This window comes from Pelodictyon luteolum DSM 273 (genome assembly GCF_000012485.1).
Classification (GTDB): domain Bacteria; phylum Bacteroidota; class Chlorobiia; order Chlorobiales; family Chlorobiaceae; genus Chlorobium; species Chlorobium luteolum.
Map to the genome: position 1 here is coordinate 1,995,436 of NC_007512.1, position 15,732 is coordinate 2,011,167.

Annotated in this window: 16 protein-coding genes; 5 read left to right on the forward strand and 11 right to left on the reverse strand. The window is 57.0% G+C overall.

The annotated features are described in order from the left end of the window. Nucleotides 1–8 precede the first annotated feature (8 nt). From hisS to PLUT_RS09250, 4 genes are all read right to left on the reverse strand, one after another. Nucleotides 9–1,301 carry a histidine--tRNA ligase gene (hisS, locus tag PLUT_RS09235; protein WP_011358512.1) on the reverse strand — a complete coding sequence of 431 codons (1,293 nt, stop codon included), beginning with the start codon at nt 1,299–1,301 and terminating at the stop codon, nt 9–11. Between the two features lie 58 nt (nt 1,302–1,359). Further along, nucleotides 1,360–1,830 (reverse strand): PTS sugar transporter subunit IIA, encoded by a 471-nt coding sequence (locus tag PLUT_RS09240; RefSeq protein ID WP_011358513.1) that lies wholly within the window; start codon nt 1,828–1,830, stop codon nt 1,360–1,362. Nucleotides 1,831–2,202: 372 nt separating this feature from the next. Continuing rightward, nucleotides 2,203–3,018, reverse strand: a complete 816-nt coding sequence (locus tag PLUT_RS09245; RefSeq protein WP_011358514.1) for a phosphatidate cytidylyltransferase — start codon at nt 3,016–3,018, stop codon at nt 2,203–2,205. Between the two features lie 11 nt (nt 3,019–3,029). Continuing rightward, nucleotides 3,030–3,941, reverse strand: a complete 912-nt coding sequence (locus tag PLUT_RS09250; protein WP_011358515.1) for a CPBP family intramembrane glutamic endopeptidase — start codon at nt 3,939–3,941, stop codon at nt 3,030–3,032. A 293-nt stretch (nt 3,942–4,234) separates the two neighbouring features. Here PLUT_RS09250 and PLUT_RS09255 point away from each other — a divergent pair, with 293 nt between their 5' ends. From PLUT_RS09255 to PLUT_RS09265, 3 genes are all read left to right on the forward strand, one after another. After that, a complete protein-coding gene (locus PLUT_RS09255) occupies nt 4,235–4,585 on the forward strand; it encodes a hypothetical protein (RefSeq protein ID WP_011358516.1) in 351 nt (116 codons plus the stop codon). Between the two features lie 159 nt (nt 4,586–4,744). Then, nucleotides 4,745–5,827, forward strand: coding sequence for a glycosyltransferase family 9 protein (locus PLUT_RS09260; protein WP_011358517.1), 1,083 nt, complete (start codon nt 4,745–4,747; stop codon nt 5,825–5,827). A 64-nt stretch (nt 5,828–5,891) separates the two neighbouring features. Further along, nucleotides 5,892–7,550: an ArnT family glycosyltransferase gene (locus tag PLUT_RS09265; RefSeq protein WP_049752387.1), complete on the forward strand. Its 1,659-nt coding sequence runs from the start codon at nt 5,892–5,894 to the stop codon at nt 7,548–7,550. An 88-nt stretch (nt 7,551–7,638) separates the two neighbouring features. Here PLUT_RS09265 and PLUT_RS09270 read toward each other — a convergent pair whose 3' ends face one another. Further along, the gene (locus tag PLUT_RS09270) at nt 7,639–8,490 is read right to left on the reverse strand and encodes an FkbM family methyltransferase (RefSeq protein WP_011358519.1); all 852 of its coding nucleotides are present in this window, start codon (nt 8,488–8,490) and stop codon (nt 7,639–7,641) included. Nucleotides 8,491–8,602: 112 nt separating this feature from the next. Here PLUT_RS09270 and PLUT_RS09275 point away from each other — a divergent pair, with 112 nt between their 5' ends. Continuing rightward, nucleotides 8,603–9,592 (forward strand): glycosyltransferase family 9 protein, encoded by a 990-nt coding sequence (locus PLUT_RS09275; protein ID WP_011358520.1) that lies wholly within the window; start codon nt 8,603–8,605, stop codon nt 9,590–9,592. Between the two features lie 38 nt (nt 9,593–9,630). Further along, entirely contained in the window at nt 9,631–10,359 is a 729-nt protein-coding gene (locus PLUT_RS09280) for an FkbM family methyltransferase (RefSeq protein WP_203415224.1), read from the forward strand. Between the two features lie 13 nt (nt 10,360–10,372). Here the strand turns inward: PLUT_RS09280 and waaF are convergent, their stop codons facing one another. The 6 genes from waaF to PLUT_RS09310 are packed head-to-tail and all read right to left on the reverse strand — an operon-like array spanning nt 10,373 to nt 15,721. Continuing rightward, the gene (waaF, locus tag PLUT_RS09285; protein WP_011358522.1) at nt 10,373–11,317 is read right to left on the reverse strand and encodes a lipopolysaccharide heptosyltransferase II; all 945 of its coding nucleotides are present in this window, start codon (nt 11,315–11,317) and stop codon (nt 10,373–10,375) included. After that, nucleotides 11,314–12,177 carry a glycosyl transferase gene (locus tag PLUT_RS09290; protein ID WP_011358523.1) on the reverse strand — a complete coding sequence of 288 codons (864 nt, stop codon included), beginning with the start codon at nt 12,175–12,177 and terminating at the stop codon, nt 11,314–11,316. Before PLUT_RS09290 ends, waaF begins: the two co-directional genes overlap by 4 nt. A gap of 2 nt (nt 12,178–12,179) precedes the next feature. Beyond that, complete coding sequence (locus tag PLUT_RS11905) at nt 12,180–12,986, reverse strand: glycosyltransferase family 2 protein (protein ID WP_011358524.1); 807 nt, start codon at nt 12,984–12,986, stop codon at nt 12,180–12,182. Next, nucleotides 12,983–13,732 carry a glycosyltransferase family 2 protein gene (locus PLUT_RS11910; protein ID WP_011358525.1) on the reverse strand — a complete coding sequence of 250 codons (750 nt, stop codon included), beginning with the start codon at nt 13,730–13,732 and terminating at the stop codon, nt 12,983–12,985. Before PLUT_RS11910 ends, PLUT_RS11905 begins: the two co-directional genes overlap by 4 nt. Continuing rightward, nucleotides 13,711–14,799, reverse strand: coding sequence for a glycosyltransferase family 9 protein (locus PLUT_RS09305; protein WP_011358526.1), 1,089 nt, complete (start codon nt 14,797–14,799; stop codon nt 13,711–13,713). Before PLUT_RS09305 ends, PLUT_RS11910 begins: the two co-directional genes overlap by 22 nt. Then, on the reverse strand, nt 14,792–15,721 hold the full coding sequence (locus PLUT_RS09310; RefSeq protein ID WP_011358527.1) for a glycosyltransferase: 930 nt from the start codon (nt 15,719–15,721) through the stop codon (nt 14,792–14,794). The genes PLUT_RS09305 and PLUT_RS09310 overlap by 8 nt, the downstream gene beginning before the upstream one ends. Nucleotides 15,722–15,732: the final 11 nt, after the last annotated feature.

Here is a 15,732-nt window from a genome sequence, read left to right on the forward strand (position 1 = left end):
TCAGGCCCTCAAGCCTTGAGGCCTTCGCGGATGGAAGGCTCGCGGAGGATTTCGATGATGGCCTGGAGTTCAAGGGTGGTCTGCTCGGAGGTGACGAGGTTCTTCAGTGCGTACTGCCCCGACTCTAACTCCGACTGCCCCACGAACAGGGCATATCCGGAGCGGATCCGGTTGGCTTCGCGCATCTGCGCCTTCATGCTTCTTGCAGCAAGGTCGATTTCGGTGCTGATGCCGGAGCGGCGCAGCTTGAAGGCCACCTGCATACCATGGTCGGCAAGCTCAGACTGCTGCACCACCACATACACGAGGGGACCATGCGGATTAAGGGTAGCGAACAGCCCCTGCTTCTCCATGGCGATGAGCAGCCGCTCCATTCCCACCGCAAACCCTACCGCCGGCATTTCCTTGCCTCCGCCGAGTTCTTTTGCGAGCCCGTCATAGCGTCCACCGCCACCTATCGCATCCTGTGCACCGAGCGCCGTGCTCTGCACTTCAAAGGCCGTATGGCAGTAGTAATCGAGCCCCCGCACGAGGAGGTGGTCGACGTCGTAGTCGATACCGCGGTCCGCAAGGAACCGCAATACAGCCTCGAACTCCCGGACCCCTTCCGCCTTCACGAAATCGAACAGGCGCGGAGCGCCGGTGATCATGTCCCGGAGAGCGGGGTTCTTTGAATCAAGGATACGAAGAGGGTTCTTCTCGAGTCGCTCTTTCGAGGACTCGTCAAGCTCCCCTTCATACGGCTGAAAATAGGAGCGCAGCGCCTCACGGTAGCGCGCACGGTCCTCAAGGTCGCCGAGGGTGTTGATACGGAGGCGAAGGCCTGAGAGGCCGAGCGTTTCGAACACCTGCATCATGAAGGTGAGCACTTCGGCCACCGCCGCAGGAGAGGACACGCCGAGCAGTTCGGCGCCGAACTGCGAGAACTGCCGCTGGCGGCCCGCCTGGGGGCGCTCCTTGCGGAACAGTTCGCTGATGTAGTAGAGTTTATGGACAGGGGCCTGCGAGAGCAGGTTCCGCTGCAGGGCGGCACGCATCACGCCGGCAGTCATTTCGGGACGGAGGGTAAGGGAGCGCCCGCCGGGGTCGGGCAGGAACGTGAACATCTCCTTGCCGACAATGTCCGTGGTGGCCCCTATGCCGCGCTGGAACAGTTCAGTGTACTCGAACACCGGCGTGCGCACCTCGCTGAACCCGTAGAGGGAGGCCAGGGTATGCACCACCTCCTCAACATGTTTCCACTGTGCTGCCTCTTCAGGAAAGATATCCCGTGTTCCCTTTACTGCCTGATACTGCGACATAAGCCCCTTTTACCTCTCTAATAACCTTGCTTGCGTTTGTAATGGATAGATGGGCCGCTCAGATCTGCGGCAGATCCTTCTCCTCTTCCCTGAACATCTCGAGGACTTCAGTCGAAGACTCTGCCCGGCAAATCTTCTCCCTGACGTCCGCCCGCCCGGCAAGCCGCGTGATGCGCCCGAGCAGCTTCAGGTGTTCGGCAAGCATGTCCTCGGGAGTGGCCAGAAGGAATATGATCTCCACCGGCTCGCCATCGATGGCGTCGAAATTGATATCCTCTTTGAGGGTCGCGATGGCAAGCACGGGGTGGGTAACCGCTCCGGTCTTGGCATGGGGAAGGGCGATCTTCTTTCCGATGCCGGTCGACATCTCCTGTTCCCGCTTCAAGACATCAGCCCGAAGCCTGTCGATATCCCGCACCCCCGGATGCTCCAAAACGATCGAAAGCATTTTTTCTATCACCTGTTCCTTGGTCTCGAGTACGAGGTTCAGGGCAATGTACTTTTCGGAGAGAAGGCTTTCAATCTTCATTATGACATTCTTACGGGACCGGGTTGCTGGAGCTGCGGGGCAGGGCACGAAAGAGGGGCCCCACCATTCAAATTGAAACGCAAATATACGCAATAGGGAACGAACCTCTAAACGGAGAACACCCCCCAGACCGAACGGAAGAGAATCCATCTTCATCCCTACAAGGGAAAGCATGCAAGGATAGAGCCTTAATGAAATTCTTCGAAGATTACTTTGACACTGAGCCAACGGAGAACACCTATGGATGCAACGAGCGTTATCAACAGTGAAATCAGGAGGGTGCTCAAAGAGAGGAGAATGCGATGGCTCAAGAAATAACCTGAGGAAATCCGCCGTTCACGCTGCATGCAGCCCACCCGCAGAACGTAATCTTTACCGTGTCAAGAGGTAAACGAACGGTGCAACGAACATCACCGTGTCGAACCGGTCCAAGACCCCCCCATGGCCGGGGATCAGCGCGGAAGAATCCTTCACTCCGGCATCGCGCTTGAACATGGACTCTATGAGGTCACCGGCAGGACTGAACAGGCCGATGAGGGCACCGGCAAGCAGTGCGGTCTCACGGGTGAGGGAAGGAACGAAAGAGGAAAAAGCGAACGCTGCTGCAACACTCCCTGCCACCCCGAAAAAGAACCCCTCCCAGGTCTTGTGCGGGCTGTGGCGGGGGAACAGTTTCCGCCGGATCAGTTTCCCTCCGGCAAGACTCCCACCGAAATAGGCGGAAATGTCCGTCGCCCAGATAGAGATGAACATCAACAGCACCATGGCCTCCCCCGTACCGTTCATCGGTTCCATACGAAGGCGCAGAAGGGCACCGAACGAGAGGTTGACATAGAGCAGGCCGGCAAGAGCCGAACCGAGGTTCAGGAGCGGAGAGCCCGCCGTCATAAAGAGCTCAAGCAGGAACAGCAGCATCACCGCCAGAAGAAACGCCACCCACGGCTCCACAAGGCCGTAATAGAAATCCCCCTGCAGCAGAACGGTGGAGAGCAGCATGAGCCAGAGCGCAGGGGGATGGGCCCGGTGCGAAGCAAGGCGGTGGAACTCGTAGGTGGCAAGCAGCGCAAGCAGCAGGAAGAATGCAAAAAAGAAGTCGCCGCCCGCCCTGATGACCAGAAGCAGGAGCGGAATGCCCACCACAGCCACCAGCACGCGCTGCAGAAGATTGATGCTCAGAAGTTTACCCATACAGACACCTGTTACGAAGAGGAAGCAATGGCGGAAAAACGCCGCATCACCCAGATGAACAACCACAGCGACAGCAGCAGGAGCACCCACCACCAGACCTTGAACAGCAGCAGTTCCGGATCGGAACCCGCCACCGGCGAGCTGCCGGCCGACAGAAGAAGCAGGAGCGCGGCCATGTTGTTCACAAAATGAACCGACACCGGCACGGCAAGGTTGCCGGTTCTGCTGTAAATATAGCCAATATACCAGCCAAGCAAAGCAAGGGGAAGAAGATTGGCCGCACTCATATGGAAGAAAGCGAACATGGTGCCGGTAAGCAGCACTGCCGAAAACGGACGCATTGAGCGGGTATAGTTCCCCTGCACATATCCCCTGAAGAGCAGTTCCTCCGTCACCGCCGGAACCACAGCCAGTACCGAGGCCACCACAAGGAACTCCCCCACTGACCCGGCATGGGCAAGCTCGGCGATGAACACCTCCATCACCGCCTGCTGGCGCACCACCTCCGCGCCGGCAGCACCAAGCGCTGGCCAGAGAAAGAGGTTCTGCAGCCCGGCCACCGTAAACACGAGCGGCTGAAGCAGGAACACCCCGGCAACCGCAAACCCCGCAAGCCGCCAATCAAACCCTCCACGGACTCCAAGAAACCGCAGGCTTTCCAGTGAAAAGAGTGGGGCGCGCACATGCCATGCCGCAAGCAGCAGCACCGGCAGCGCAAGCATCATGAGTTGGCCCGAAGCCTGTGCCATCCGAAGCGGACCGAGCAGCCCGCCGATGCCGCCACCTCCAAGCACGGCCTCGCCACTTCCCCCCGCAAGCGAGAACAGCAGCGCACCGGCAACAGGGTATAGAACCATCGTTGCGAGCAGAAACAGGGTGGTGAAAAGAAAAGAAGGCCGGCGCACGGCGACTGGATCCATCATGCGGATGAAAAGCTTGAAACATTACAAGAAACTGCGCTCTCTGGCGCTCATGAATAGAGGCGGTCATAAAGGCGATCATAGAGGCGATTATAGAGGCGATCACTGGCTTCCTCGACAGCAATACCTACCATGACACCACCCTCAGTGACGAAGCACTGTCAAGTATGCAATATCAATACTGACGGCTCACATTCAAAACTCACTCAGTCGATGCGCCGGTTTTCCTGCCCGGCACTGGGCAAGTTGCTGTAATGGCAATACCCCCAAAGAAAGACTGAGCCGTCAATAAATGCATGTCGGTCGTTCCGGGCAGGCGGCAGCTGGAGATCAACCACCCGATCCTTGGCCTCTACCGGATGTACCCCATTGCGATTCAAGAAGGCGGTTTACTGGAGTCGGTCGAACGCATCACATTCAATGGACACGCAGCGCTGGTTGCCATGCCCCTTCGGGCATTGCTGGACATCATCTGCCGTCGAAAGCTCGCCCCCGAAGAGGTAAGGGGATTTGCCGATGCCATGCGCATTGATGTTGAGCATCTCCGGAACATAGCTCCTGAAGTTTGGCAGTCCATGGGCCGGGTGTATCGGCACAAACGGATGACTCTCTGCATCACGGCACTGCGCGAGGCATGCAAAAAGTAACCGGCAGTACAGAGAAAACAACCTGACCGGCCAACATGACACATTGGAGATCCTCCCGGCCATGCCGCAGAGGACCCAATGCGTCGCATCAAAAAAATCACAGAGAAACCGTACATTGCAGGGCATTAAAAAATCAACACCCAACGACACGCCCCCGTTTTGGAACAGAGTACCGACCCCAAACAAGGTCATGTGACCGGAAAGAGAAAAGCCGTTGCCCGGCTGCTCCAGGCAGTCTCCCGGTTCCGCTCACACCGGCTCAACAATCATGAAAATAAGCCGATCCGCTCCATCGCCATCCTCATGGTCGGCCGGTACGGCGACAGCATCCTTCTCACAAAACTGCTGCGCCAGCTGAAGGCAGCACTTCCGGATACCGAGCTCCATGTCATCACCTCGCGGACTGGAACGGAGGAGTTCTTCCGCTACTCACCCTATGTATCGGGGACCTTCTGCCTGAAAAGCGGGATAGGGGTCTGGGTGAAGTTCCTCCTCACCCACCGCTACGATGTTCTCTTCAACCCGAAAGACTCCCCCTCAACCAGCAACCTTCTCCTCTGCACCATCTTGAGGGCCAAGATCAAGGTCTCGCACAGCCATCCCCTGCACGAAGGCATTTTCGATCGGCTCGTCAAGATCGACCACCTGGATCATGTAACCGAGCAGAGCGCCGGCCTCCTCGATGCGCTCGGCTTCGACCGGAAGAAGTACGCCGCCTTCTATCCCGAAATGCCATGCTACCCCGTCGGCAGGAATGTCAGGGAGTTCAGCCGTTCGATTTCCCTGAAAGGGTGCATCGGCATAAACCTCAGCGCAGGAGGCCCGTCGCGCTACTGGACCCTCGAGAAGTGGGAGGCGCTCGTCAGGGAGTTCCCCCTCCATCAGTTCGTCGTGTTCTCAGCAGGGAACGACACTGCCGATAAAAAGCATCTTGAGGACACCCTTCCGAACATCATCCCCTCCCCGGCAACAGCGAATCTCGGAGAGGTCGCCACCATCCTGCAGCAGCTGGATCTGCTCGTAACCCCCGACACTTCGCTCGTGCACATGGCCGCATGCTTCGATACCCCGGTCATCGCATTCTTTCCCAGCGACCTTAAAGCCATGAAAGGCTATGGCCCACTCAGCACCACAAGCACCATCGTAGCCTCTGAAACCTACCTGGTTAGAGATATCAAGGTCGGAACCGTTGCCGAAGCCATCCGCTCGATGCAGAGCTCGCTCAGGCGGATTACGGGGTAATCTTCGTATATTCGGCCATTACCGGAACATGCCCTCTTCCAGGGCGCCTCAACCGTCCATACCCATGCAAGGCACCGCTTCCACCCAGAGAACATTCCTGCTGCTCCTCGCCTTCACGGCGCTGCTCTATGTTGTCAACTTCCACATCAATGACATCTGGACGGAAAACGAGAGTTTCTACGCGGACGCAGTCCGCGTTATGCTGCAAAAGGGAGACTTCCTCAACATCACCTACAACGGCGAACCGCGCTTTGTCAAGCCGCCGCTCACCTACTGGCTGATGGCCGCCTCGGCGTCCGTGTTCGGGCTGAACGAGTTCGCACTCCGCCTCCCCATCGTCGTGATGGCGTTCTGGACCGTACTGCTTACCTGGTCGATGGCGAGGATGCTCTACGGTGACAAAGCAGCCCTCTATGCTCTTGCCATGCAGGCGATCGGCATACAGTTCATCGCCGGCAAACAGTACGCTTCACCCGAAATCCCGCTGGCGTTCTTCTTCACCCTCACGCTCTGGCTCTTCCTCAAAAGCGAGAAAAGCGGCAACAGATGGTACAGCACCGCCGCCGCCGCGGCACTCGGCCTCACCGTCCTCACCAAGGGGTTCCCCTACTTCATCGTCATCGGGGGCATCATCATCACCTACATCACGGTTTATGCCCGCTTCAACGCAAAGAATATATTCCGCCGGATCTGGAGCCACCGCCCCCTGTCGGGCGCGCTCATTGCCGTGGCCATAGGCATGAGCTGGATCCTTGCCATGTACCTCTCCTACGGCAGTGAGTACCTCAAGGTACTCAGCAATGAAACCGTAGAGCGCGCGTTCAGCTATAACGGCAACCTCCTTAAAGACCTCTTCTTCTACCCGGAAGTCATCCTCTGGAGCTTCTTCCCCTACTCGCTGGTGTTCTATTTCGCGCTCATCGGCACATTCCTGCAGCCGAGCCGGCTCAGGAACATCGCACTCCCCATGGCATGGTTCACAGTCATGCTCGTCATCTTTACCGCCTCGAAAGGCAAGATCCCGACCTACTTCATCCAGGCCCACCCTGCCATGGCGCTCCTCACGGCAGCATGGATGAGCACAAGTCCCGCGCCTTCGAACAAAGCGCTCGCACTGCTATGGAATACCGCATTCATTCTACCTGCGGTGATAGGGGTAGCGCTCAGTGTGGCCATGGTGCAGGTGTTCAGTTTCCATCCGGCGTTCTATGCCATACCGGTCATTGCGCTCATCCTCATGCTGGCCCCCTACACCCGCTCGCTCTACTACGCCCCATTCATCGGCACCTTCAGCGCGCTTTTCATCTTCAGCACGGCACTCATGCCGCAGCTGGAAACGCGCCGCCCGATCGACAGCCTCGGCAGGGCGGTCGTCAATGAGAACCAGATTCCGGGCAACATCCCCATCCATGTGGAAAACGGAGATCTCTACAACGTCCCGTTCTACACCGGACGAAAAGCATTCTACTACGCCTCCACCGCAGACATGCCCCTGCAGTCCACACCGCTGCTCGCACTTGTTAAAACGACCAACCTCCCCGACTCGCTCAGGCAGTACGGCATATGGAGCGGCGACATCTATACCGCACGCAGCAGCGAATCACGCCTCATGATCTTCATCCGCTACCACCTCAACGCGCAGAAAGGAGACATGAGCGGGTTCACCAACTTTACGGCCATTTACCGGAAAGCTAACAACAAAGAGCCGGCAGACACCAACTGATCAAAAAGAAAAACCCTCCCGGGAACGGGTACAAATGCACCACGTCCCTGGGAGGGTCGCGCCGGACCAGTGCCAAAGGCTCACAAAGTCAGCCAGCGAGAACCGTCAGAACCTTCCCGATCGCATCAACCTGTTCGGTGGGCACGAAGACATGATCCTTCATGACTGAATCGGTATAATCACCCACATCGCTTACCGGCGCAATGCCGCGATAGGTATCAGCCTCAGTTTTCATGATCCGGTAGAACGAGTAACCGAATCCGCTTATCATTCCGACCATCTCTTTGCTCCGGCGTGCCTTCAGCTCGTTCTCCTGCCGATTCGGCAGCACTTCCATGATGATGACAGGCCGGTCCCGCTCGATGAGTCCCTGCAGGCTACGCACTACCTCCAGTTCAGCCCCCTCGACATCGATTTTAAGCACTGACACCCTGCCATCAAGCACAACGCCTTCAATGCTTTCGTGACGGAAAACCGGAACGAACTTCACCGTCTTTTGGCCTTCCGAACGAAGTTCGGCAACAATAGTCGATTCCGGATCAGTCCCGTCGCTACCATAGAGCGGCACCACGCCGTCACTATCCGAAAGGCCTGCGGGAACAACCTTGATGTTCTTCCACCGGTTGGATGAAACCAGTGCATCAAGGTAAGCGACGCAGGACGGGTTCGGCTCGAACCCCACATACTTCATGTCCGGGGCAAGCGTTTTCACCTTGATGAGGGTCTGACCGAGGTTAATCCCGACATCGTAAAAGATACCACCATCTGCATATCGGAATATCTCCGTCAATACACCCGACATCCACTTCTCTCCGCTCACGCCTACCTTTACCCCACCCAGCACGGGAACCGATACCGCTTTGCCGTTCACGGTCCTTGGAATGGAGAGATTGAGCGTCGACATCAGTCCGGCGGCTATGGTACTGAGGAAATCTGACATACTTGATACAAGAGATAAGTTTGGGACACAATGTCAGTGAATATACCACTCCATTCTTTCACCAAACGAAAATACCGTGAAAAGCGCTACATTATCACAAAACTTGATCGAGATGCAAAAACACACAGCCCCCATCGCATCAACACCGAAAAGCATCGTCGTCCTCGCCAGGGAGTGCTACGGTGACGCCATCATGCAGACCCCGCTCATCGCAACCCTCCGGCAAACCTATCCGGCATCGGCCATTTATGTCGTTGCCTTTACCCGCATCATCTGCGACTTCTTCAGCTCCGACAGCAACGTCACCGCCACCTATCACGCCAAACGAGACCTGCATCGATACTTTTTCAAGTTCCTCCTGAAAAAATACGACGTACTCTTCAACCCGAAGGACCACCCATCAACCACATTCAACCTCAACGCACGCCTTATCCGCGCCCGCTTCAAGGTAGGCCTCCGGAACAACGGCAACGAAGAATTGTACGACTACCTGCTCGACATACCCAAAAGCACCCATGAATCGATAAGGAACCTGTCCCTTATGCAGGCGCTCGGGCACCATGAGATCACCCCCTGCAGGCCGTATATACCTACCATGCCTGTATCGGACGAGATCAACACCTTCCTTGCTGAACTCCCGGACCGGCAATACGTCGGCATCAACATCAGCACCGGTACCCCGGGAGGCCACCGCACCATTGAACAGTGGTCCGACCTCATCAAGAGTTTCCCCGGCGAACGCTTCGTTATCTTCTCAGCACCGGGCGACCTAAACGAAAAACGGCTGATCGAACAGCCGCATAAGAATGTTGTCCCCTCTCCCGCAACGAAAAACCTCTATGAAGTTTCGGCAGTTGTACGGAAGCTCCGGTTCCTCGTAACCCCCGATACCTCACTCGTCCATATCGCAGCCTGCTCAGACACCCCGCTCGTGGCCATGTACCGCCATAATCCGGGCGACAGCCAGGCCTACGCGCCACTCAGCACCCTGCAGGAGGTCATCGTCTCCCCGACCCCTGAAGTCGTCGATATTGACACCGCATCCGTAACGGCAGGAGTCACACGTATGCATCAGAACACAGCAGAGAACAGCAAACAGTAATCATGGCACGTCAGCCCCAGGAAAACCGAACAAAAGAAATGGATATGGGCTCCGTTGATTTTCAGAACAGATATGTGCGAAACTTTAAAGTTTCCCATGCATACGAACAAGAACTTGAACGGAGCTTTTTCAACAATAAGCCACAAGGGTTTTTTGTTGATGTAGGCGCAAATGAGCCGGTCATTCAGTCCCAGACCTATCATTTCGAACAGCTGGGTTGGAGGGGACTGCTATTGGAACCGATCCCGCACTATGTACAGTTGCTGAAGGAGCAGCGGACCGGAAAGGTCATCCAGTACGCATGCTCATCACCACAAAACCATGGCAATACCCTTAAGCTCATTGTTGCCGGCGGGCATTCAACCCTGAATACCAACCCTATAGCTCTCGGCACCACCAGCAATGAAACCATCGACGTTACCTGCAGGACTCTGGATTCGATTCTCGAGGAAAACGGGGTAGAGCCTGGTTTTGACTTCATCTCAATCGATATAGAAGGCCATGAGATGGAGATGTTCAAGGGTTTTACACTCACGAAATGGAAACCAAAACTGGTACTGCTGGAAGACCATGTTACCAACCACCGAAAACACAACCATATGGTTTCGAACGGTTATCAGGTCATCATGAGGACCGGCTTGAACAGCTGGTATGTCCCGAAATCTGACGGGTACAGGTTATCCGTGGCAGCAAGGATTGAATTCATTCGCAAATACTGGCTGGGACTCGGCTTCAGGAAGGTAAAATATTTCAGGATGCCCTTATAGGGCGGTAGGATTCCTAACCGCACAACTCCTGAACAACTGATGCCACAGCGTCCGACATAAGGTTCTCCTGGCACCGGTAGTGGCCGTACCGGCAGGTCCGCTGGAAACAAGGCGCACATGGTTCGGTCGACTGCATGATGACGCTCCTGCTGCCGAGCGGACGGGTCCAGCCTGGGCTTGTCGAACCGAACAGGCCAATGAGCGGCGTACCGACGTACCCTGCGAGGTGCATCAACCCCGAATCGTTCGACACCACCGCTTTTCCTGCAGCCATGATTCCTGCCGCCTCCACAAGAGAGGTCTTCCCGGTCAGGTCTTCCACCCGGCCAGGCGCTGCTGCGGCAATCTTACGGGCCTCATCACTGTCGGCAGCAGTACCCAGAACCACGACCCTTTCACCTGCCTGCAATCGGGCCAGCTCGGCAAAATGGGGCCAGCGTTTCGCTGGGCCGTATGCGGCACCGGGACAGTAAACGACCACACCGCGATAACGTTCATCGGCTGGCACCGCTTTCCCGCCCCATGCTTCGGGTTCGCGGTACGGTACCTGCAGGATCTCGGCATACTCCTTCGTGATGTGCTGCGACTTGTCTCGGAGCCTGCCCGGAAGCCGCTCGGTCAAAAGCAACCCGCGCATCTCACGCGAAAGCCCCCGTCGAACCGGAATGCCAGCCTGGAAAGCGAACCACGCCGATGAGAAGGAATAGGGTAATAGGTAAATAGCGGAAAACCCCGCAGACTGCACGGACTCAAGCGTCCGGCTGCGCTCTGCACTGTCTGCCCGATCAAATGCAATCTGCGGCAACTCGGAAAGGAGCGCTACCAGCCCGCCCATCTTCTTCGGGACGAGCAAGGTTGTTTCCGCCCGGCGCCGAGCCGGTAGGCGTTCGACAACGGAAAGGGCAAGCAGGAGATCCCCGATCCAGTTCGGCAGGAGGATGGCGGAACGGCTCTTCATTTCACTGCAATAAAGTGTTTCTTGCTCAGCTCGAGCCCCAGCGCCCTCTCCAGCTTGAGCATGAGCCGATGCTTCTTCTCCCGTTTCGTCAGCACGTGGTCGGGGTTAGCTTGGAACAGTCCCTGTTCCTTCGCCAACCACTCCCTGATCACCTCCGGATGAGCGCCAGTGAACGGCCTGATAATCTGCTGGTCGATTTCGCCGTAGTCGATGCGCTTATGGCTGTTGCTCCAGTACTTCTGCACATTCTCCGACTTCCGGTTCATCTCCTCCTCGCTCCGCACCCAGCCGTAGTGGTAGATGTGCGCCCCGGTATGGGCGGCCCGCGGGTAGCGGGTCACCCTCCCCCGATCTGCCAGCACATGCCAGAAAAGCCCGTCAGGCGCACAGCTCTTCACAGAGTTTTTGATGATGCGCGCCTCGCGCCGGTACCAACCGGGAGAATCGAGCACGCTCTGGGCGTTGCCGTAGAAATGGTGGTAATCAAACGTCAGTGCCTCCACCCTGTCGTCATTGAGATGGCGGCGGCAGGCGTCAACTATCTTCTGCAGCTCATCCTCATGCACGACTTCATCGCCCTCAAGGTAAAAGGCCCAATCGCCAGAAGTGTTGAACTGCGCAATCATCTTCTGCTGGCCGTAGACGTAGCCGCCCGACTGCATTTTATCGTTCCACCTTGACTCGATGATGCGGATTTTCGGGTCCCCTATCGAATGCACCCTCTCGAGCGTGTCGTCGTCCCCATAACCCACGTTCACGACAAACTCGTCGACAATTGAGAGGACCGAGCGTATCGACTCCACGAAGGGAAATCCATAGATGGTTCCGTTCCTTATGAAGGTGAAGGCGCTGATTTTCATACTCACTGCTTCTCCAGATACTTGTCGATGCCGTTCGGGCACCACGTCTTTTTCACCATCATTGCCTCTTGAAGGATCCTGTCGTTCTCTGCAAGGGCGCCCCCTGTAGCTTCCTTGTTGTTTTCCCTGTGCCAGAGGTGCGCCGCGATGGCGCTGAAGCGCACGTTGCGCCGGAGCACGCCGCTGTTGATCATCCGCACGGCAAACTCGCTGTCCTCTCGCCCCCACCCCGTAAAATCCTCATTGAAACCGTTGACGCGGATGCAATCCGCCCTGAAAAATGACATATTGCAGCTCCGTATACCGCGGAGAGCCTCTGTCGGCCTTGCAAGCATACCTGCAAGCCAGGGGAGACGGACGGCGCTTTTGCGGTTGCCGACCCCCCTGCCGAAAGGAGATATATCGATATTCTTCGACACCAGACGCGCCTCAGTTGTCTGCCGTGAAAGCATCACCCGTGAACCCTGGACAAAGGTATTCTCGCGAGAAAGCTGTTTGTGATCCCGTATGAAATCGGAATGAAGCACCATGTCACCATCAATAATCACCACATACTCACCACAAGCCGCAGCGATTGCCCGGTTCCTTGATGCCGCCGCCCGAAAGCCGAGATCCTCCTGCCATACATGCACCACAGGAATGGAGGAGGACTGCCGGTACTCTTCGACCAGTCTGGCGGTATCGGACCGGCTCCCGTCATCGGCCACGATTACCTCGTCGGGCACTTCCGACTGCCGGAGCGCGCTCCTAAGTGAGAGCTCGAGCGCTTCCGGCCAGTTGTATGTTGTGATGACAAGACTGCACTTCATCGGCGGTTCGCTTCGTAGAGCTTGATGTACTTGTAAAAGACTCCGTTGGCGTTCGAGACAGAGATCAGGAGCCCCTCGTATCCGTATAGCCACCCCCTCTTAAGGATGTAGTACTTGAAAAACGAGAACGCAGCAAAGAGGAACGCCTGTAAAGCCGATGCGCTCTTCTTTCCCTTCCGCTCATCGGCCCAGAGGGTCGAGTAGTGCTGCAGCTTGGCAATCAGCTGCGAAGCGTTGTCGTATGCGTAATGCTTAAGGCGGCCACGCAGCCGGACAATCCGTGTCCCCTCGTTGATTTCGAGACCCTCATGAATCATCCTGTCGTTGAATCGAACGCGCTTCCGGTTGAAAAGGCGCTCCACCAGGTCGTTGTCCCAGCCGCAACCATTGATGAGGCGCCCGTGGTAATGGTTGTTGCGCCCGACCGCGTAGACACAATGCTCGTCGAGCTGCATCGACTGAATTTCTTCTGCAAGAAAGGAGCTCACGACCTCGTCGCTGTCGACGGAAAGGATCCAGTCGTTCGACGCCTTGTCGACTGCAAGGTTCTTCATCGGCCCGAAGCCGAGGAAAGGGTGCTCATGCACCACCACGTTCGGGAATCTGCGGGCAATCTCGAGCGTACGATCACCGGAGCCGCTGTCGAGCACGACCACCTCATCGAAGCCCCGCAAGGCTTCAAGACACTCCCTGAGGGTTGCTTCCGAATCCTTCGTAAGGATGGTTACCGTGATTTTTTCAGCCAAGAGGCAACTTCCTGATAAATGGTTTCAGGCTCAATACGGAAGAGGCAGTCGCTTTTGCCGTGATGGTCGTCGCACCCGGCCTTACCACACGGCACGCACTCCATATCCGCCTGGAACATGGTAATGTTGCCATAGGTCTGTAGCGGCATGCTTTCGCCGGTGGCGCGGTGCAGACTGTTGCACCATGGAGACCACATGGCCGGAAGGGTAGGGCCGAAGATGGCAAACACCTGCCGCTCCTGAGCGGTCGCTATGTGCATGTTCAATGTATCAGCACCAATATACGCCATTGAGCAGGCACTCAGTGCAATCAGTTCGTCGATGCTGGTGCACCCGATGAAATCATGCAGGTTCCGGAGCTTCGGTAGCGAACGCTTGATCTCCATATCCACCGCACTTTTCGAGCCCGTCACCACAATCGGGACCCCAAGCCCGTCTAGCTTCTCAAGGAGCTCAATGCGAAGCTCTTCGGGATAGACCTTGTAGCTGTACTGCGCCCCTGGATGGAAAAGGATGAACGAACCGATGCCCCGATCCGCAAGCATCCGCTCCACACTCGAAGAGGCGGAAGCAGAATGATGCGCCCGCACCTCCAGCGAACCGGCATCGATCCCCAGCAGCTCCAATGCTGCGGTGTTGTTCTCGAGGATATGCCGACCCGTATTGAACAGGTAATGATCTGAAAGCAGCGCCCGCTTCCACCAGGACTTCGCGGAATCCGGCTCGACCGCGCTGATTGCCCTCCGGCCGGCCGCGAGCGCAAAGAGCACCGAACGATCACTAGCCGTCAAACTGATTGCGAGGTCATATTTTCTGAAAAGCTTCCTATAGAGATCCGCGGTCTGACCTTTCTTCCCCTCAGCGCGCAGACGATACGAATAGGTATGGATCTCCCCGATATGAGGCAGCGTGTGTGCAATTGCCAGCGTGTCGTCGTTGATGAGCAGGTCGATGCGGGGACTGCCGTACGCCTCGAATAACCCTCTGATCAGGGGCTCCGAGAGGAAAACGTCGCCGTTGGAACGCTGGACGACAATCAGGATGCTTTTGGGGGTATGTTCAGCCAAAGACGTCCTCCCCGCCGAGCAAGCGTTCGTAGAGGGTGAGGTAATTGCCGGCACAGACCGCTGAGGAGAAATTGGCCATCGCCCACTCGCGGCAATCAAGAGGCCTGCAGGCCATTGCCCGCTCAAGCGCGTCGGGGAACTCCTCGTCAGTAGTGAAGAGTGCGCCCACTTCCGGCGGCACAAGCTCCGGCACGGCTCCGCGCGGTGTTGCCACGACCGGCGTACCCGACAGCAGCGACTCTACCAGAACCAAGCCAAACGGCTCCTCCCAGCTGATGGGAAAGAGCAGGGCTTTTGCGTTGGAGAACAGTTCCGCCTTCTCTTCGCCTGCGACCTTCCCTACGAACTTCAGCCCGGGATGGAAACTCTCCAGTAACCCGCCGCCCTTGATGAGGTCGAGACGCGTGCCGCCGGCAAAAATCGTACGGTGCCCATACCTGCGGGCCAGCCGTATTGCACGCTCGGCCCCCTTCGCCCTGCGCCGGATCAGTGAGAAGAAAAGCAGGTAATCCTGCTTCCGATCGCGGAAATGGAACTCGTCAGGGTTGACTCCGTTGTACACCACGACCTTGACGTTGTGCTGACGGGCATGGCTCCGGCTGATGCAGACCGTGTTCTTAGGCAGGACAGCTCCTTCGGCTACACCGTGCAGGGTATAAATCCACGGGCGGTCGAAATCGGGAGGCGGACCCCAGGAGTGGAAGTGGACGATATCGGCACTCTTTGGAATGACCTGCAAAGCATCCTCGTGGGTATCGGCGGGAATGCACTCCACCCCCGGCAGAGCCGTACCGGTCGGAGCCACCACGGAAACCCTGTGCCCAAGCTTCAGGTACTCCCCGATCAGCCAGGCAATCAGCCGCTCGGTTCCTCCGTACTTCTTCGTCGGAAGCCGGGTGTCATTGACGAGGCAGATGTGCATAGCTGTCCTCT